9 protein-coding genes are annotated in these 19,884 nt (G+C 70.3%); 6 read left to right on the forward strand and 3 right to left on the reverse strand.

Going from position 1 to position 19,884, the window contains the following annotated elements:
- Positions 1–148 precede the first annotated feature (148 nt).
- Genes NX1_RS12710 through NX1_RS12720 form a run of 3 tightly spaced genes read left to right on the forward strand, consistent with a single transcriptional unit; the run spans position 149 to position 13,628 of the window.
- Positions 149–10,255: a type I polyketide synthase gene (locus NX1_RS12710; protein ID WP_068057969.1), complete on the forward strand. Its 10,107-nt coding sequence runs from the start codon at positions 149–151 to the stop codon at positions 10,253–10,255.
- The gene (locus NX1_RS12715; RefSeq protein WP_245668472.1) at positions 10,252–12,555 is read left to right on the forward strand and encodes a thioester reductase domain-containing protein; all 2,304 of its coding nucleotides are present in this window, start codon (positions 10,252–10,254) and stop codon (positions 12,553–12,555) included. Before NX1_RS12710 ends, NX1_RS12715 begins: the two co-directional genes overlap by 4 nt.
- Positions 12,552–13,628 (forward strand): alpha/beta hydrolase, encoded by a 1,077-nt coding sequence (locus tag NX1_RS12720; RefSeq protein WP_068057971.1) that lies wholly within the window; start codon positions 12,552–12,554, stop codon positions 13,626–13,628. The genes NX1_RS12715 and NX1_RS12720 overlap by 4 nt, the downstream gene beginning before the upstream one ends.
- Here NX1_RS12720 and NX1_RS12725 read toward each other — a convergent pair.
- Positions 13,611–14,612: a Gfo/Idh/MocA family protein gene (locus NX1_RS12725; RefSeq protein ID WP_068057973.1), complete on the reverse strand. Its 1,002-nt coding sequence runs from the start codon at positions 14,610–14,612 to the stop codon at positions 13,611–13,613. The two genes, NX1_RS12720 and NX1_RS12725, sit on opposite strands and share 18 nt — an antisense overlap.
- A gap of 89 nt (positions 14,613–14,701) precedes the next feature.
- Here NX1_RS12725 and NX1_RS12730 point away from each other — a divergent pair, with 89 nt between their 5' ends.
- Positions 14,702–15,991: a glycosyltransferase gene (locus tag NX1_RS12730; RefSeq protein ID WP_068057975.1), complete on the forward strand. Its 1,290-nt coding sequence runs from the start codon at positions 14,702–14,704 to the stop codon at positions 15,989–15,991.
- Between the two features lie 15 nt (positions 15,992–16,006).
- Positions 16,007–17,236 (forward strand): glycosyltransferase, encoded by a 1,230-nt coding sequence (locus NX1_RS12735; protein ID WP_068057977.1) that lies wholly within the window; start codon positions 16,007–16,009, stop codon positions 17,234–17,236.
- A gap of 99 nt (positions 17,237–17,335) precedes the next feature.
- Here the strand turns inward: NX1_RS12735 and NX1_RS12740 are convergent, their stop codons facing one another.
- Both NX1_RS12740 and NX1_RS12745 read right to left on the reverse strand, forming a co-directional pair.
- Positions 17,336–17,626 carry an SHOCT domain-containing protein gene (locus NX1_RS12740; RefSeq protein WP_068057979.1) on the reverse strand — a complete coding sequence of 97 codons (291 nt, stop codon included), beginning with the start codon at positions 17,624–17,626 and terminating at the stop codon, positions 17,336–17,338.
- A gap of 11 nt (positions 17,627–17,637) precedes the next feature.
- The gene (locus NX1_RS12745; RefSeq protein ID WP_068057981.1) at positions 17,638–18,090 is read right to left on the reverse strand and encodes a DUF6325 family protein; all 453 of its coding nucleotides are present in this window, start codon (positions 18,088–18,090) and stop codon (positions 17,638–17,640) included.
- Positions 18,091–18,411: 321 nt separating this feature from the next.
- On the opposite strand from NX1_RS12745, the gene NX1_RS12750 reads away from it, so the two are divergent.
- Entirely contained in the window at positions 18,412–19,836 is a 1,425-nt protein-coding gene (locus NX1_RS12750; protein WP_068057983.1) for a hypothetical protein, read from the forward strand.
- Positions 19,837–19,884: the final 48 nt, after the last annotated feature.

Raw genomic sequence — 19,884 nt, forward strand, 5'->3', positions numbered from 1 at the left:
CGATCTTGATAGCCTCGGCTCGAGGTATCACGACGGCTATATTGTTGCCGCTGCCGGTCGCATAACGCGCCGCCCGCCGCTCCTCCTCCATTCGGGGCGGCGGGATCGGTCGGGTCTCGGGTCACATCACCGCTAGAGGAAGTAGTTCGTGCTAAACACTTTCGTCGATACGCTTTTCGCTCGGGTCGAGAACCGGCCGGGCGATCTGGTGTATCGGTTCATGGACAGCGGTGATGTCGACGGTGTCGTCCGCGAAATGTCGTACGCCGAATTGGGTCTCCGCGCGCGGGCGATCGGCGCGGCACTCCAGGATTCGATGCCGCGGCGCGCGTTGTTGCTCTATCCGGCGGGCCCCGAGTTCGCCGAGGCGTTCTTCGGGTGCCTCGCGGCGGGCGTGGTCGCCGTCCCGGCGCCGCTGCCCGAATGGGAGAACCGGTCGCTGCGCAGGCTGCGGCGGATGGTGGCGCACGCCGAGGTCGATGTGGTGCTGGCGCCGCGGCGGGTCGTCGCCGACGCGGCCGCGCTCTGCGCGGAGATTCCCGAGCTGGCGGGCGTGCGATGGCTGGCGACCGACGAGATCGAGAACGACGTGGCAACGCGGTGGCGGGAGCCGGATCTCGGGCCGGATTCGGTCGCGTTCATCCAGTACACCTCCGGCTCGACCAGCGCGCCGCGCGGCGTGTTGCTCACGCACGGGAATCTGCTGCACAACCAGGCGGCGATCGCCGCGGGACTCGGTCACGACCGTGAGCTGGCCGAGTCGTGGGACGGTGCGCTGTTCGCCAGCTGGCTGCCGATGTACCACGACATGGGACTCATCGCGCCGCTGCTGCACACCGTCTACCTCGGCGGGAACTCGGTGCTGATGTCACCGCTGCACTTCTTGCAGCGCCCCGAACGGTGGCTGCAAGCGATCTCGGCCTACCGCGCCCACACCAGCGGCGGCCCCAATTTCGCCTACGAACTGTGCGTGCGCCGGATCGCGCCGGAGCAGATCGATCGGCTCGACCTGAGCCGGTGGCGGGTGGCGTTCAACGGTTCCGAACCGGTGCGAGCCGCGACGTTGCGGCGCTTCACCGAAACCTTCGGCAGGGCAGGGTTCCGCGCCGAAGCGCACCAGCCGGTCTACGGATTGGCCGAGGCCACCTTGATCGTGACCGCACCCGCCACGGCGGTGCCGCCGGTCTTCCTCGATGTCGCGCGCGGTGCCGCCGACGGAAACCACGCTCGCGCAACGGAATTGGTCGGCGTCGGACAGGCGTCGGAGGGGATATCGATCGCGGTCGTCGATCCGGAGAGCGGCGCCGAGCGTGCCGCCGGGGAGGAAGGCGAGATCTGGGTTGCCGGCGGCAGCGTCGCCGCCGGATACTTCCGCGACGAACAAGCCACCGCCGAGGTGTTCGGTACGCGGCTGCCCGGCGACGAGCGCCACTTCCTGCGTACCGGGGATCTCGGATTCCTCTCCAGCGGAGAACTTTTCGTCACCGGTCGGCGCAAAGATCTGTTGATCGTCGACGGCCGCAACCACTATCCGCAGGACATCGAGGAGACCGTCGAAGCGGCGCACGATGCCGTCCGTGCCGGATGCGTCGCGGCGTTCTCCCTGGACGTCGGGCCGGACGGGGAACAGCCGGTGGTCGTCGCCGAGGTGCGCGGCGAGGATCCCGGCGAGCTCGCCGCGATCGAGGGCGCCGTTCGCGCCGCGGTGGCGGCCGAGCACGGGATCGGCCTCGCGGCGGTGCTGCTGATTCGGCCGGGAACCATCTTCAAGACCAGCAGCGGGAAGATTCAGCGTTCGGCGTGCCGTGCGGCCTATCTGTCCGGAGAATTGCTCGCCTTGCTCGCGGGCCCGGTACGGTCGCCGGAAGACGAGCTCGACGACTACGACGCGGAACCGCAGACCGTGCAGCCGGAGACCGCCGAGTCCGCCGCGCAGCCGTCCGCGGAGGCGATCCGATCCTGGCTGGTGACGGCGATCGCGCGGCAGGCGGCGCTGGATCCGGAACGCATCGACGTGCACCGGCCGATGGTCGAATTCGGTTTGGGCTCTGCCGATCTGGTCGAGATGGTGGTCGACCTGTCGGATTTCGTCGGGCGCTTTCTCGACACCAACCTGCTGTTCGACCATCCCACGATCGACGGGGTGGCCGCGGCGCTCGCCCCCGCCGTGCTGGACGGGCCGGGTGCGGCCGAGACCGCGGAGCCCGAGGCCGCTCCCACCGACGACGACGACGCGATCGCCATCCTCTCGATGTCCTGCCGGTTCCCCGGCGCGGCCGACTCGCCCGAGGCGCTGTGGCGGCTGTTGGACGGCGACGGTGACGCGCTCACCGAGATGCCGGCGGGTCGCTGGGACATCGACGGGCTGTACGACCCGGACACCTCCGCGCCCGGCAAGGCGTATACCTTCCGCGGCGGATACGTCGATGGCATCGACCGTTTCGACGCCGCTTTCTTCGGCATCGGCCCGCGCGAAGCGGCGGTGATGGATCCGCAGCAGCGCGTGATGTTGCAACTGGCCTGGGAGGCGATCGAGCGGTCGGGTCGCGATCCGCGCACCCTGCACGGCAGCGAAACCGGCGTATATCTCGGCGTCTACAGCACCGGCTATCTGGCCGACGTCGCGCCGGAACAGCTGAACGGCCAAGTCGGAACGGGGCTTTCGCCGAGCGTCGCGTCCGGGCGGATCGCCTACACGCTCGGCTTGCACGGCCCGGCGGTCACCCTGGACACGGCCTGCTCCTCGTCCATCGTCGCGGTGCATCTGGCCATGCAGGCGCTGCGCGCGGGAGAGTGCGATCTGGCCTTGGCGGGTGGCGCCACGCTGCTGATGTCACCGACCGCCCACATCGAACTGAGCAGGCTCGGCGTGCTGTCGCCGACGGGCCGTTGCGCGCCGTTCTCCGCCGACGCAGACGGGACGGTCTGGGCCGAGGGCGCCGGTCTGCTGCTGCTGAAGCGTCTCGGCGACGCCCGCCGCGACGGGGACCCGGTTCTCGCGGTCATTCGCGGTTCCGCCGTCAACCAGGACGGTCGCAGCCAGGGGCTGAGCGCGCCGAACGGCGCGGCGCAGGAACAGGTGCTGCGCTCGGCGCTGCGAGTCGCGGGCCTGGCGCCGCACGATATCGACTATGTCGAAGCGCACGGCACGGGGACGGCGCTCGGCGACCCGATCGAGGCGCGCGCACTGGCGCGGGTGTTCGGGCCTGGCCGTGATCCGCTGCGGCCGCTCGGCATCGGATCGCTGAAATCCAATGTGGGCCACACCCAGGCCGCCGCGGGCGTGGGCAGCATCGTCAAACTCGTACTGGCACTGCACCACGAGCGCATCCCCGCCACCTTGAACGTGGGCGTGCCTTCACCGCAAATCGATTGGGTGAGAAGCGGTCTGGCGGTGCGTGCCGAGCCGATGCCGTGGCGGCGCGGCGAGCGGCCGCGCCGCGCCGGAGTGAGCGCCTTCGGGCTCAGCGGAACGAACGCGCACCTGATTCTCGAGGAGGCGCCACCCGAGCCCGTGATCGCGCCGGACCCGGCGAGCGAGGACGGGCTGGTCGCACTGCTGCCGATATCGGCCCGCAGTGAGGCATCGCTGCACGGTCAGGCCGAACGGCTGCTCGACCTCGTGCTCGCCGATCCTCGCTTGCAGCCCGGTCCGGTCGCTCGCGCATTGGCGTTGCAGCGCACCCAGTTCGAGCGGCGTGCGGTCGTCGTGGCGGGCGACCGGGACGAGATGGTCGGTGCGCTGCGCGATCTGGTGGACGGCCGATCGTCGGCGGACGCCGTCGTCGGCTCCGGCCCGGTGCTCACCAACGCCAAGACCGCGTTCGTCTTCCCCGGGCAGGGCACCCAGTGGGTGGGGATGGCGCGTGACATGCTCATCTGCTCCGCGGAGTTCCGCGCCGAATTCACGCAGTGCGACAAGACTTTCGGCGCATACACCGGCTGGTCGCTGGTCGACAGGCTGAACACCATGACCGCCGCCGACCTCGTCGACTTCCCCGTCGTGCAGCCGCTGCTGTTCGCGACCATGGTCTCGCTCGCGGCCACCTGGCGGGCCGCCGGCGTCACCCCTGACGCGGTGGTCGGCCACAGTCAGGGCGAGATCGCCGCCGCCTACTGCGCGGGTGTCATCGAATTGAGCGATGCCGCACGGATCGTGGTGACGCGCAGCCGCCTCATGCAGGCCGTCACCGCACCGGGCGCGATGGCGATGATCGGCCTGCCCGAGGCCGAGATGCGCGATCGGCTGGCGGATTTCGACGGCCGGATATCCATCGCGGCGGTCAACGTGCCTCGCTCCACGATCGTGGCGGGGGAACAGGCGGCGGTGGAGGAACTGCTCGCCGAAATGGACCGCGCGGGAATCTACACCCGGCTCGGCGCCTCCGGTCCCGGCTTCGCGGGACACTGCGGGTTGATCGAGGCCATCCGCGAGCCGCTGACCGCCGCACTGGCCGACCTCACCGCGGATTCCCCTGCCACGCCGTGGTATTCGACGGTGACCGGCGAGCCGATGACGGCCGAACCGATCGGACCCGGCTACTGGTACTGGAACGCGCGCGAGACCGTGCGGTTCGCGACCACCATCGAGCGGATGATCGCCGACGGTTTCCGGTACTTCGTCGAACTCGGCGTGCACCCCTCGCTGACCGCGGCCGTGCAGACGGTGTCGGAGAAGCTCGGGCGCGAGGTGGTGGCCGTTGGTTCGCTGGCGCGGGACCAGGCCGGACCCACCTGCCTGGCCAGGGCACAGGCCGAACTGTACGTCGCGGGCCACGAACTCGACTGGACCCGGCTGGTTCCCGACCACGGGCGGGTCGACCTGCCCACCTACGCCTTCGACGAACGGCGATTCTGGACCGACCCCGTGCACCGCGACTCCGGGTCTCTCGGACTCCAGGACGTCGCTCATCCCATTCTCGGCGCCGGTGTGCCGCAGCCGGATTCGGACGGACTCACGCTGACCGGGCGGCTCTCGCGCAGGCAGCAGCCGTGGGTGGTCGACCACGCGGGGCCGAACGCGGTGCTCGCGCCCGGCGCCGCGCTGGTCGAACTGGCCGTTCGCGCCGGTGACGAGGTGGGCAGCCCGGTGCTGCGGGAGCTGGTGTTGCGCGCGCCGATGCTGGTCCCCGAGCGCGGGGCCTTGCAGATCCAGACCGTCGTCGGCGGTGTCGAAGCCGATGACCGCCGCACCGTGCGTGTCTACGCCCGCGCCGAGCAGGACCCGGACGCCCGATGGACGCTCCATGCCGACGGCACGCTGGCCGCGGAATCCGAACCCGCTCCCGCGCAGATAGATTCGTCTGCGTGGCCGCCCGCTGACGCGGTCAGCGTCGACGTCGACGACCTGTACGCGAAGCTGTTCGCCCGCGGGCACCACTACGGTCCGCTGTTCCGCGCGACGCGGGCGGCATGGCGCCGCGACGACGACATCTTCGTCGAGGTCGAACTCGCCGAAGCCGCCCACGCCGATGCCGCGAAATTCGGCATCCATCCGGCACTGCTGGACGCCGCGTTGCACGCCACCGCCCTGTTCGCTGCCGACGGCGCGAATGCCCTGCTGCCTTTCGTGTGGACCGATGTCACGCTGTGGGCCTCCGCCTCGACCGCGCTGCGCGTCCGGCTCACTCGGTCGGGACCCGACGCCGTCAGCGTGTTCGCGACCGACCGCGCCGGGCAGCCGGTGGTGTCGGTGGGTTCGGTGCTGTCGCGTCCGGTCGCCGCGGCGCAGTGGGACGCTGCCGCGCTCGCGCCCGCGTACCGTCGGCTGTTCCGGATGGAGTGGTCGGAGCTTCCCCTGCCCGCGCCGGACCGGACGCTCACGCTGGGTGAGTGGAATCCCGCCGATCCGGTGGTCCGCGACGTGATCGTGCTGCGGGTGCCCGAAGGCGATTCGCCGAGCCAGGTGCACGACACCGCCCAACGCGTCCTCGCCGCGCTGCAAACGCTGTTGTCCGACAGTCGATTCGAGCGTGCGCGTCTGGTCGTGCGCACGCGCCGGGCGGTGGCGCTGCTCGGTGTCGACAGCCCGGACCCGGCGGGCGCGGTCGTGTGGGGATTGGTGCGTTCTGCGCAGTCGGAGAATCCCGGCCGGATCACGCTGATCGACGCGGCCGACGGCGAGGTGGACGTCGTCGCGCTCCTCGCAGCGGAAGAACCGCAGCTGGCCGTCCGGTCAGGCGCGGCCTTCGCACCGCGCCTGACCCGGCTGCCGGAAGCGGCAGGGCGCGCGCCGGAGGGCCGGGTGTCGCTCGGTGCGGGGGCCGTGCTGATCACCGGCGCGCCCGGACGGCTCGGTTCCGCGCTGGCGCGGCATCTGGCCGACGCCTACGGCGCCAGAGACCTGGTGCTGGTCAGCCGTCGCGGCATCGACGGACCCGGCGGCGCCGAGCTGCGGGACGAGCTGGAAAGCCGGGGCGTGCGCGTGCGATTCGCGCGCTGCGATATCGCCGACCGGCCGGCGCTGGCGCGGCTGCTCGACGGCCTGCCGCTGGCCGGTGTGGTGCACGCGGCGTGCGTCCTCGACGACAGCACCTTCGGCGCGTTGACCGCCGAACAGCTCGACGCCGCGCTGCGTCCGAAAGTCGACGCGGCACAGCACCTCCACGAGCTGACGGCCGACCGGGAACTGTCGATGTTCGTGCTGTTCTCCGCCGCGGGCGGCCTGTTCGGCACGCCGGGCCAAGCTAATTACGCGGCGGCCAACGCGTATCTCGACGCGCTGGCGCTGCGTCGCCGCGCGGTCGGACTCCCCGCTCAGTCGCTGGCCTGGGGCGCGTGGGAGGTCGATATGCACGACCATATGGCGCAGGCCGACATCCGGCGGATCGCGCGCGCGGGCGTCCGCCCGTTCTCGGTGCCGGATGGCATGGCCTGTTTCGACGCGGCCCTGCGGGTCGGCGACCCACTGCTGGTGCCCTTGCTGCTCGACACCGATGTGCTGCGCCGCGCGTCCGCGGTCCCACCGCTGCTGCGCGGGCTCGTGCGTCGTGCGCCCCGGCGGGCCGTTGCCGACCGCGCGACCGTCGACGCGGCGGCGGGTTCGCGCTTCGCCGAACGTCTCCGCGCGGTCCCGCGCCCTGAGGCCACCGCGCTGGCCCTCGCCGCGCTGGCCGAGTGGACCGGGGAGGTCCTCGGCCACGCGGGCGGTGAAACGGTCGCGGCCGAGCAGACTTTCCAGAGCCTCGGTCTCGACTCGCTGATGGCGGTGGAACTGCGCAACAAGGTGCGCGAGCACACCGGAATCTCGGTGCCGCTCGGTACGATCCTCACCGAGCAGAGTCTCGCCGACCTCGCCGATCACCTCGTCGGCGAGGTGGTGCGGCAGGCCGATGCCGATGGCTCCGCCGCGATGGCCGTCGAGGTGCCCGAGGTGGAGGTGCTGCCGGTCACCCGGGACATGATGCGCCTGTTGCGCACCGAGCAACTCGGCATCCCGAGCGCCGCGCAGACCGGCGGCGTCGCCGTGCGGCTGACCGGGCGAGTCACCCGGCCGCGGCTGGAGGAAGTGCTGGCGCGGCTGGCCCGCAGGCATGCGGCGTTGCGCACCACCATCCGGTCGAGCGACGAGCACGGCAGGCAGTTGGAGATCCGACGCGAGCCCGGCGCGCTGGCCGGATGGCGCGACCTCGACCTGCTGGACGACACCGTGGTGCAGCAGCGGTTCGCGGAGCTGATGGCACGTCCGTTCGACCTGGCGACCGGCCCGCTGTGGCGGTTCGAGCTGCTCAACGCTGAATCCGGTGAGCAGGCTTTGCTCTTCGGCGCGCACCACAGCATGAGTGATGTGCAGTCGATGCTGTTGGTCGCCGGCGAGCTGGCCGCGGAACTGTCCGGCGCTGAGCTCGACGACACCGTCACCAACCGCGATATGCATCAGCTGCTCGCCGCGCAGTCCGGCGGTCGCGACGACGCTGCCGAGACGGCGAAAACCCGGTGGCGCGAGGCGTTCTCCGGATCGTGCAGGCTCGACCTGACCCTGGCCCATCCGCGTCCAGCCAGCCGTAGCTACGGCGCGGGGTCGATCGCGCTCGACCTGCCCGCCGGATTGCACGACCGGGTCGCCGACCGCGCCCGAGACCTCGGCATCACCCCCGCCGCCGTGTTCCTCGGCGCGCTGACCATTCTGCTGGCCCGGCGTCAGCAGGTCGACCGGTTCGCGCTCGCGGTTCCGGTGGACACCCGCATGCACGCCGACGCGACCGCCGCCGTCGGGTATTTCGGTGTGCCCGTGCCGTTCCCGGCGGCCGCTTCGGCCGGCGACCTCGTCGCCGACGTGCTGCGGCGCACCGGCGAGCGACTGCGGAATCTGCTCGCGCCCGGCGCGGGCTTCGCCGATGTGCTCGCCGCGCTGGCCGCCGAGGGCCTCTACCGCGACAACGCGCCGATGATCGAGGTGTACTTCAACTATCTGCGCGCCAATTCCGCCGTCGCACCAGCCGCGCTCGTTCCGGTGAGCACGGGCTACTCCGATCTCGATCTCATGGTCGCGGTGCTGCCCGACACCGGCCAGCTGTGGTTCACCTACAACAGCGACATCATCGACGCGCACACCTGCGCCGAGTTCGGCACGGAATACCTCGCGACGGTCGCCGCGGTCGTCGCCGACCCCGGAGCCGCCGCCCGGCCGGAAAGCGCTGGACAGCAGCAAGTTTCCGTCCTCCGCGCGGCGGTGGGGGCGACCTTCGCGCTCGGCAGGCTGCCCGAGCTGATGACGGCGGCGGCGTCCGATGCCACGCCGATCACCGTCGCGGAAGCGCCCTACCACCATGTGCTGTCCTGCCTGCGCGACCCGTCGGGTGTGTTCGCGCAGCCGTCGACGGATCTGGGCATCGTGCTGCTGCGCGCGGCGGATCTGGAACGCTTCGGCGCGCTCTCCGACGACCAGCTCGCCGAACTGGCGGCCGCTATCCCGGCGGCCGTGCTCGAAGTGGTCGAACGGACGCACCGGCCGGTCATCGTCGGCATCCTGCCCTCGGCACGCGCGGAGGAACGGTTGCTGAAGTGGGAGCGGCTGGTCGCCGAACGCCTGGTCGACCGGCCCGGCGTGGCGATGCTGGAAGCGGTGGAATGGACGCGCCGCCATCCGGTGGATCAGCCGTTCGACGACCGGACCGAAATCCTGGCGCATCTGCCCTTCACCGCCGAATTCCAGGCGGCGGTGGCGCTGACCCTGGTCGCGACCGCTGCCTCGGTGACGGAGCCGGCGCCGAAGGTGATCACCGTGGACGGCGACGACACCCTGTGGAGCGGAACGGCGGGCGAGATCGGTTCCGCCGCTGTCGCTTTCGATGAGCCGCGACTGGCGTTGGCCCGCAGGCTGCTGCACTGGCGCGACGCCGGAACACTGCTGGTGCTGCTCACCAACAACGACGCCGACATCGTCGACGCGATCCTCGGCCGGCCCGACAGCCCGCTGGGTCGCGAGCATTTCGCGGCCGTCTCGGCGGGGTGGGACGGCAAGCCGGAGCGGCTGGAGGAGGTCGCACACGCCCTGCGGCTCGGCCTCGACAGCTTCTGCTACCTCGACGACAACCCGGTCGAAGTGGCGCGCATGCGCGCGCGGCTGCCCGAGGTGCTGTCGGTGACGTGCCCTCCCGGCGCGGAACTGGAGTCGTTCCTCGCGCGGCTGTGGCCGATGGTTCCGATCGCGGCGACGGCGGAGGACCGCGCGCGAGCCGACTTCTACCGCCAGGACGGCGAGCGCGACAAGGCCAGGGCCACCGCGGAATTCGCCGAGTTTCTGGCGGGGCTGAACCTCGAGGTCGCCATCGAGCCGATCTCCGACGCCACCGCGCTGCGCGCCGAACAGCTCGTGCGGCGGACGAATCAGTTCACCCTCGCCGCGGTCACCCACGACGATCTCGCCACGTGGCGAGACGAGGGTGAGGTGTGGACGGCGACGGCGCGCGACCGCTTCGGCGACTACGGGCTGATCGCGGTACTCGCCCTGCGCGCGGAGGCGGAGACCCTCCGGATTCGCGGCTGGCAGCTCAGCTGCCGCGCACTCGGCCGCGGCGTCGAGGAGCGGCTGTTGCATTGGGTGGCCGACCGAGCCGACGCCCTCGGCTGCTCGATGGTGCGGATGTCGGTCGAGCACACCGGCCGCAACGAACCCGCTCGCCGATTGGCCGCGCAGCTGGGCGGCATCGAAGAGGATGCGCGGCTGGAAGTATCCGCGGCGCCGGATCACCTGCGGGAGTTCAAGTCCTGGGCAACCGCAGCGGCGCGAGGAGAAGAGGAGATGAACCGGTGACCGGTGCTGACGAGCGGACGACGGTGCGCAATCCGGCCGTCGACCGTCGCGTGCGCGGCGAAGCCCTCGAAGGAGGCGCCGCCGGGCTGGACGTCGCCGCTCTGCTGGCGCGCACCGGCGGCGACGTCGCTGCGCCGGTGCGCGAATCCCAGGGCGGTGCGCGGTCCATGGACGCCGGCGGCAACGGCGCAGCACGGCTGGACGAGACCGGACCCGCCGCACCGCCGAGGGACGCCGACGCGTTGGCCGCGGCCGTCACCGCCGTGGCGAACCGATTCACCGCGACGCCACTCGACCCCGACGCCGATTTCTTCGACGCGGGCGGCACCTCCCTCGCGGCGGTGGAACTCGTCGCGGCACTGGCCCGCGAGCTGGACATCCACCTGGATCTCGACACGGTGTTCTTCGACGCGCGCCCCCGCAGGCTGGCGCAGCGGTGGCTGGCCGATAATCCGGAAGCCGCATTGGCGCAACAGAAGCCGGAAACCGAGCCCGACACCGACGATCTCGCCCAGCTCTTCACCGATCTAGCGGGCACCGACCGGTTGCCGCTCGTCGCGGCGCCGGAGCGGCTCGCGCCGCGCCGCATCCTGCTGACCGGGGCGACCGGCTTCCTCGGCAGTCACTTGCTGCTCGATCTGTTGCGCCACAGCCAAGCCCACGTGGTGTGCCTGATCCGCGCCGACGCCGACCAGGACGCCGCTCGACGCCTGGAGGACGCCGTCCGGCGCTTCGCGCTGCCCTGGTCGCGGGAGATACTGCGACGCGTGACCCCGCTGGCGGGCGACCTGCGCCTACCCCGGCTCGGCCTCTCCGAGGATCGATGGAAAACGCTTGCGGCGGAGGTCGATTCCATTGTGAACGCGGGCGCCGCGGTGGACTTCCTGCGCGGCTATCCGTCACTGCGCCGGACCAACGTGCTCGGCCCGCTGACCCTCGCCGAACTGGCCTGCACCGACCGGCCGAAACCACTGCACCACATCTCGTCGCTGGCGGTGTTCAACGGAACGGACGCCGCCACGTTGAACGAGGACGACCCGACCGCCCACGTCGCCTCGCTGCCCATCGGTTACGACCGATCCAAATGGGCCGCCGAGGCCGTGCTGCGCAGGGCGGGTGAACACGGGCTCGTGGTGACCATCCTTCGCCCCGGCGGCATCGGCAGCCACCCGGAGACCGGCGCACACAATCCGCGTGACCTCAACGCCGGAATCACCGCGGCGCTGCTGCGCTTTCGCACCGCGCCGGGCTTCCGATACCTCAACGCCGCGCCGGTGGACTGGGTCAGCCGGGTGGCGGCGGAGATCGTCGGCACGCCGAGCGCCTGGGGGCACACCTATCACCTGACGGGCGCACCCACGTCGCTCGATCAGGTCGTCGCCGAAACGCGTCTGGGCGGCATGGGTATTCGCGTGCGGCACTGGGAACAGTGGTGCGACGACGTGGTCCGCGCGATTCGCGAAGAACCGGTACCGGAACTGGAATCGCTGGCGCAGGTGCTGCAAAGCCCCGTCGCCCGGCGACAGCTCGCGGCGATGGTCACCGCGCCGCCCGCGTCGGCCTCTCGCACCGAGGCGTTCGTCACCGCTAAAGGCCTGCCCGCGCCCGCCGCATCAGGCGCGGCGCGCGGCCGGATGCTCGCGGCCATGGCGAGCTTCGGCCCGCAGCCGGGCGACGAACCTTATCTGCGATTCGACGAAACCCTCACCGGCACAGTAGGTCCGGTCGGATTCGACGCCGACATACCGTGCGATCTGCGGCTGACCCTGTCCGTCGCGAGCGGCGCGCAGGTGTTCAGCGCGCGCACGCTCGACGTCACCGGCGAGCTCACCTGCGCTCGGTTGCACGACGAGCCGCTCACGGTCGAAGGGACGGCGACCGTCCGGCCGCACGACGGGATTCCGCTGCGTCACGAAGTACGGCATCCGCTCATGCACTACCGCCTGGCGCTGCGTGATTCGTCCGGCGGCGAGTGGTGGCTGGAGGGATACAAGTTCGCCGCGGCGCGCAGGCGCTTCGTCCGGCAGCTCGGCACCCAGGTGATCGAGATCGGACGCGCCGGGGAGCCCGCGTCGTATCGCGGCGAAGTCGCCGTTCCCATGCACACCTACTTGCCCGACCAGATCGACGGCATCCGGATCGATCCGCGACTGCCCGAACGCCAGCAGCGGCTGGCGAAACTGCTGTGGCTCAGCTGGTTCGGCGGCCAGCTCGGCAAAGGACTGATGGAACCGATACTCCGGGTCGGGATCGACCTGCTTGACCTGCGCCGGGCCGCGCGTAAGGAGCACCGCCGATGACCGACCTGCGATCCCTCGCGACGGAATCCGATGCGGCGGAGGTGATCTCGTTCCGCACGGCGGACGGCGTCGACCTCGCCCTGCGCCGCGTCGGGCCGGCGGACGGTCCCGCGGTGCTGCTGGTGCACGGGCACGGGGTGTCGTCGGAGATGTTCTCGCTCCCCGAGATCCGCAACGTCACCGACGTCCTGGCCGACGCGGGCTATCAGTCTTGGCTGCTCGACTGGCGCGGCAGCTGCCGCCTGCCGTACAACGAATCCGGCCCGCACTACACCTTCGACGATGTCGCGCTCTACGACCTGCCCGCGGCGCTCGCGCAGATCAGGGCGCGAATCGGGGATCGTCCGCTGTTCGTCGTAGCGCACTGCATCGGTGCGCTGGCCCTCTCGCTGAGCATGACGGCCGGATTGCTGCCCGGACTCGCGGGCGTGGTCGCGCAGGGTGTCTTCCTGACGCCCAAGGTCAGCACGTCCGCGCGGGTGCGGGTGCTGCTCGGCAGCGAACTGCTCGGCTCGCGCGTCGGCCACATCGAATCCGACTTCCGCAAGGTGGGGCTCTGGTCCCGGCGCACCTTGCTGTACGCCGCGCTGTCCCGCAAAGGCGACTGCCCAGACCCGACCTGCCGGATGGTGCAGCACGGCTGGGGGATGGGCGCCAAGCTGTTCGAGCACGACCATCTCGATTCGCGCACTCACGACCGGCTGGCCGAATTGTTCGGCGCGATACCGCTTTCCGTGCTGCCGCACCTGCGTCAGATGGAGCTGGCGCACGCGGTGGTCCGCTGGAATGTCGACGACGACAGGTACGCGGCGCTGCCGGAGAACGCGCTCGACCACGCCGACCGCATCGACTGTCCTGTCCTGCTGCTGGCGGGCAGCCGCAACGAGGCCTGGATCGATTCCAACAAGCTGTGCTACGAGGTGCTTTCGGCGCGCAATCCGGCAATCGATGTCCGCTACACCGAGATTCCCTCCTACGGTCACCTCGACACGTTCATCGGCTGCGGCGCGGCGCTGGACGTGTTCGGGCACATCGTCGATTTTCTCGACGAGACCTCAGCTCGGTTGGCGTAGTGGCAGGCCCGCGGTCCGGTAGATGGCATCGATGACGGTCATGGTGGCGATGGCGTCGCTCGGTTCGGTGGCCACCGGCTCGCCGCGTAGCGCCGCGGCGGCGAAGGCGTCGAGTTGATAGTCGTAGGAGGTCCGATGCGCGAAACGACGCACCCGCCTGCCGCGCTCCGAGCGGACCGAGAGCAGATGACCCAGATGCGGCAGCACCGGATTGACCAGCCGCATCCGGCCGCGATCCCCAACGACCGTGGCGCCGACGCGCAGCACGTCGGCCGACCATATCGAGCACCGGATATGGCCGGTGTGCCCGGAAGGGAAGCGCAGGTCGGCGGTCATCGCCCGGTCGATCCGCGACTCGCGCAGCTTCGCCCGCGCCGCGACCACCTCCGGGTCCTCACCGCCGAGCACGCGGGCCATGTGCACGGCGTAGCAGCCCGCGTCCATCAGGGCGCCACCCGCCAGGTCGTAGTCGTAGCGGATGTCGGAGAACTTGGGCAGCGGAAAGCACAGCGCGGCCTCCACCCGCCGCAGCGTCCCCAGTTCGCCGGAGGCGATGATCGCTTCGGCGGCCGATATCAGCGGGTGGTAGCGGTAGTGGAAAGCCTCCATCACGACGCGATCGGAAGCGCTTGCCAGCGCGGCGATCTCACGCGCCTCTGCGGCGTTGGCGGTGAACGGCTTCTCGCACAGCACATGCTTTCCCGCCTGCACGGCGGCCCGAGTCCAGCGGCCGTGCAGGCCGTTCGGCAGCGGAATGTAGACCGCGTCGAGATCGGGCGCCTCGATCAGCGCCTGATAGCTGTCGTAGACCTGGGGGATGCCGTGCTTTCGCGCGAACCGCTCCGCGCTCGACCGATCCCGCGCGGCCACCGCGGCGACGACCACCTCCGAGCTGCGCGCCGCGGGTGCGATCAGGGATGCGGGCGCGATGCGGGCCGCGCCGAGGATGCCGATGCGGAGGCCGGAGCGCAGGTGGTCGGTCACCAGCAGACACTAACATCGGCACCGCGCCGCGACGGCCGGGCGAATTCCGAATGCGGACGAACAGCAGATCACGAACGAAAGTCGAGAGTATGCGTATCGCGTTGTTGACGGCGGGGACCCGGGGCGATCATCAGCCGTATCTGGCATTGGCGGACGAATTCCGTTCGCGCGGGCACGATGTCGAGATGACGGCCACCGAGAATTACGCCGAGGTGGTGCGGCGCTCGGGCTTCGAGCCGCACGTCATCCCGTTCAACTCGGCGGAACTGCTGGAATCGCCCGCCGCCAAACGCGCGTTGTCCTCGGGTAAGACGTTGCCGTTCGTCCGAATCATGCTGGACACGGTCAAGATCATGGCGGGCGAGCGCGGGGAGCGGATGCACGAGGCGCTCAGCGGCGCGTGCGAATCGGCGGATGTGATCGTCTCGTGCGCCTCGACCATGCCGTGGGCGATGGAGCGCGGGGAGAAGTACGGACAGACCGTGGTGGGTTGTCTGCCGTATCCGCTCGAGCGCACCGGGGAGTTCCCGTCGTCGTTCATGGTCAAGCACATGATCTCGTCGCGGCGACTGCGGTTGGCCAGCTACTCGGCCTTCGAAATGGCGTATGGGCTGGCATATCGCCGGGTGGATCGGCGAGTGCGCGCGATGATGGAGTTGCCTGGCAAACCACGGAATCCGTTCCGGCGGATGCGCGAGGACGGTATTCCGCTGGTGCACATGGTGAGTCCGGTGTTGTTGCCGAAACCCGCCGACTGGCCGGACCGTTCGACCGTGGTCGGCGCGCCGATTCTGCCCGCCCGGCTGCGTGCGGCCTGGGGTGAGGCGGTGGTCGATCCGGCGCTGTCCGAGTGGCTCGACGAGGGCGAGCCGCCGATCTACTTCTGCATGACCGGCATGCCGATCCTCGATCCCGCCGGATGCTGTGAGCTGATCGCCGCCGTCTGCCGCAGGCTGGGGGCGCGCGCCCTGGTGACCGTGCGCGGGGAGGGTTTTCCGCGCGGCATCGGTTACGACCGGAAGCTGTTCGTCCTGGATTCCTTCGACTACGACCGCGTCCTGCCGCGGTGCCGCGCGGTCGTGCACCACGGCGGCAGCGGCAACACTCACGATGTGTTGCGCGCGGGCCTGCCCGCGGTGGTGATCGGCGTGCACAGCGACCAGTTCTTCTATGGTTGGCGCATTTCGGAGCTCGGCATCGGGGCCGACTTCCCGTATCCGTCGCTGACCGAGGACCGGCTGCACGACGCGCTCGTCCGGACGTTGACGCCCGAGGCGGGCAGGCGAGCAGCGGAACTCGGCCGCACCGTGTCCGCCGAGAACGGGGTCCGCGCCACGGCGGACGCGGTGGAACGCCTGGTCGTCTCGGCATCGGCCTGAGTCGTGGGTGATTCCATGCACGTCGCGATCTTCACCGACTTCCACCCGGCCACCCTCGGCGGCGTCCAGACCGCGATGCGATCGCTGCGTGACGGCCTGCGGCGGCTCGGCCATCGGGTGACCGTATTCTGTCCTCCCGCACCGGGATCCGTGCCGTCCGACGCCGAGACCGTGGTGCTCGGCGCGCTGCCGGTCGCGATGTCGAACGGGCTGCCGGTCGTCCTGCCGACCCGGGCCACTCGGCGCAGGATCGATGCCGCCTTCGCCGAGCGCGGCCCGATCGACATCGTGCACGCGCTGACGACCTACGGCTGCGGTATCTCCGGCGTACGCGCCGCACGCAGACACGGCATTCCGATCGTCCAGACTATGCAGAGCCGCGACGACACGGTCATCGCGCAGTATTCGCCCGCGCCGTATCTGTCCGCGTTGACCATGCGTCTGGTGCACAGCTGGTTCGTGCCGCTGCGCGGACGACCGCCGTCCGACGGCGACGACCGCATCGCCCGGCTCGCCTGGCGTCCGCTGATCGCGCAGGCGCAGGCGGCCGATCGGGTGATCGTGCCGACCCGGCACTTCGCCCGCCGCGTCGCCGCGCACGGCGTGGACCGGCCGATTCACGTGGTGTCCAACGGAATCGATGACGAACTGCTCGATCGGGTCCGCGGCGGGGAGGACGAGGCGACGAACCCGGACGGACCGCTGCGTGCCCTGTGGTGCGGCCGCCTGTCGGCGGAGAAGCGTCCGCTCGAGGCGATCGAGGTCGCGCGCCTGGTCGAGGACTGCGCACTGGAGGTCTACGGCGGCGGCCCACTGGCCGACCGGGTCCGCTCGGCGGTCGCCGAGGCGGATCTCGGCGGACGCGTGCGCCTGCACGGCGAGGTCGGGCAGGACGACTGCCTGCGCGCCATGCGCGGACACGACGTGCTGCTGCTGACCTCCGACTGCGATACCCAGGGCATGGTGCTGCTCGAGGCGATGGCGATGGGTCTGCCGGTCCTGTATTGCGATCCCGAACTGTCCGAAACCGTGCCCGCCGATGGTGGCGTTCGCGCTCACGACCGGTCGGTGGAATCGTTCGCCACGGAGCTGAAAGAGTTGGCGCGCAACCGAAGCCGCCTGCGATCCATGCGCGCGGCGCTCGCGGAGCATGCCGACGAACCGCGCCAATCCCGGCACATCGAAGCGATCCTCTCGGTCTACGCCGAAGCGCTCGACGCCCCGAATGTCAGCGTGGAGCGGTGAGAACTTCGCGATGCGACGAGCGGAATCGATGACGGCCGCGAGGTAGCGTTCGCGCTCCGCGCGGGTGACCGGCCGCCCGATCAGCAGTTGCCGAAAAGCTCAGGATGCGAGGATCCTGGCTTTCTCGGCTTCGAACTCGGCGTCGGTCAGCACGCCCTGCGCGCGGAGCTCGGCGAGCTCTTTCAACGCGTTGATCCGTTCCGCGCCCGCGCCGCCGCCCGGTGCCGGCTGCGGTGCGGCGGGCGGCGGCGCATAGCTCGGGGGCGGGGCGTACCGCTGTTCCTCCGCCGCCCAGCGCTCTCCCTGGCGCCGGGAAACGCGATTGGAGACAGCGGTCGCGGTTCCGGAGATGATCGCGGTGCGGGCGACGCCGCGCAGCAGTCCTGGCATGACAATTCTCCTCAGCGACTTTCCGCTTCGAGGGCGTCGAGCGACGCCAATATGCTCTGCACCGGAATGCGTCCGGACGCCACGAGTTCGGCGCCGTTACGACGCAAGGCGGACGCGAAAGGCGCCGCCCAGGTGTTCTCGTAAACCAGGATCGCGGCCGAACGTCCCGGTTCGAGCGCCGCGCCGGCTTCCGCGCGGTCGGCGTCGTCGAGCAGGCCCGATCCTGCCTCCGCGAACAGGGTTATATCGATCTCCCCGCCGAATCCCACGTCGGCTATATCTATTCCGGTCAGCGAACCGTCGAGATCTTTTCGGATGAAGGCCAGGTCGAGCACCCGGACGATGCCGCGCTCGACGAGGTCGCGCAAGAGGGGCAATGCCGAACCGTCCGGCTGCCGGTCGGGAGGAAATTCGATCACGAGATAGTCGATGGGGCCGATCATGTCGATGTCGGAATCGGTCACTGTGTCCCCTCTTTCTGTGGCGAGAAAGAGACATATCGCCCTGACATACTTACTGAACGAGCTGTCCAAGCATGGCTTTTTATGCGACGGGTGGCGGTGGTTCCGAGAAAGAAATCTACGCTCTGCCGACGTCGCCGATGTTAATGTCGATCATAGCGTATGCCCTCATCGGCGGCGCCTGTGAAACTGTGATCCGGGGCAGGCCCGTGTGGCCGGGCCCGTAGTTCGACGTACCGTGCACGGTCCCGCACGGAAAGGGACCGCCGAAGTCGGCGAATTGCCGTCGCACCGCCTGAATTCGTTCCTGGAGTGAGGGATTCCATGAATTCCGGACCGTCCGAGGATCTACCCGCCGAATCGCTGAGCGCGGACGAACGCGTCGAGCTCGAGAGGCTTCGCGCCGAGGTCGCTGCGCTGCGTGCGGAGGGTCGCGCCGCGCCGCCGGTCGCGGCCGCTCGACCGCCGCGGCGTACGTGGCGATGGACCGCGGTGGCGGTGCTGGTCGTGCTGGTCGCCGTGCTGTCGATCGCGACGGTGATGTCGCGGTACGTGCGGAGCCAGATTCTCGACACCGATCGATACCTGACCACGGTGGCCCCGCTGGGATCGGACCCGGTCCTGCAGAACGAGATCGCGAACTCGATCACCGACGAGATCTTCGCGCGCGTCGACATCGAAGGGCTCACCGCGGACGCGCTGGCCGCACTGACCGACGCGGTCCCGGCGACCGAGAACCGGCCGCGGCTGGATCGCGCGGTCGAGGGGCTGGCGCCGGTGATCGCCGTGCAGGCGCGCAACTTCGTCAACGAGACGGTGCTGACGTTCGTGCGCAGCGAGAAGTTCGAGGACCTGTGGTTGCAGGCCAACCGCACGGCCCATACGGCGCTGGTCGCGGTGGTGACCGGCAACGTCGGACCGTCTTCGGTGACCGTCGACGAGAACGGAACGGTCACCCTCTCCCTCGGCACGGTGCTCGACAACGTGAAGGCGCGGCTGGCCGAACGCGGCTTCACCTTCGTGGAGAAGATCCCGCCGGTCGACAAGCAGTTCGTCCTGTTCCGTTCCCCCGAACTCGTCCGGGCGCAGCGGGCCGTCGACGCGCTCGACAAGGCCGCGAATGTGCTGCCCTGGTTGACGATCGCGGCCGCGGTGTCCGCGGTCGCCGCGGCGCCGCCGGGCCGCAGGCGCCGCGCTCTTGTCTTCGTCGGGCTCGGGCTGGTGGTCGGCATGCTGATCCTGGCGATCGGACTGATCATCGCCCGGGCGCTGTATCTGGACCGGATGCCGCCCGACGTGCTTGCGCCGGACGCGGCCACCGTGATCGTCGACACGGTGCTCGTGCCGCTGCGCACCGCGTTGCGCGGGGTCGCCGTGCTCGGCATCGTGATCGCGGTCGCCGCCTTCCTCACCGGAGGCGCTGGCTCGGCCGTCGCCGTGCGCCGCGGCTTCGGGCAGGGCTTGGACGCGGTGCAGCAGCTCCGGCGTTCGCGGCCGCCGAACCCGGTGGAGGTGTGGGCGTTCCGCCTGCGCGTGGCGCTGCGATGGGCGATCGTCGGTGTCGGCGCGCTCCTGCTGATCTTCTGGCGTTACCCCACCGGACTGGTGGTGGTGTGGATCGTGCTCGGCGCGCTGCTGGCGTTGGTCGCGCTGGAAATCCTGATTCGTCCCGCGCGCGGCAGGGAAGAGGAAACTGTCCCGCCCGAGCCGAAGAACGGCGCCGGCACTCCCGCCCGGGCGGGCGCTTGACCAGGAAGCGGCCTGCGTATCGCCCGGCACGCTGAGAATCATTGGCGT

This window comes from Nocardia xishanensis NBRC 101358 (assembly GCF_001613365.1).
In the GTDB taxonomy this organism is placed as follows: domain Bacteria; phylum Actinomycetota; class Actinomycetes; order Mycobacteriales; family Mycobacteriaceae; genus Nocardia; species Nocardia xishanensis.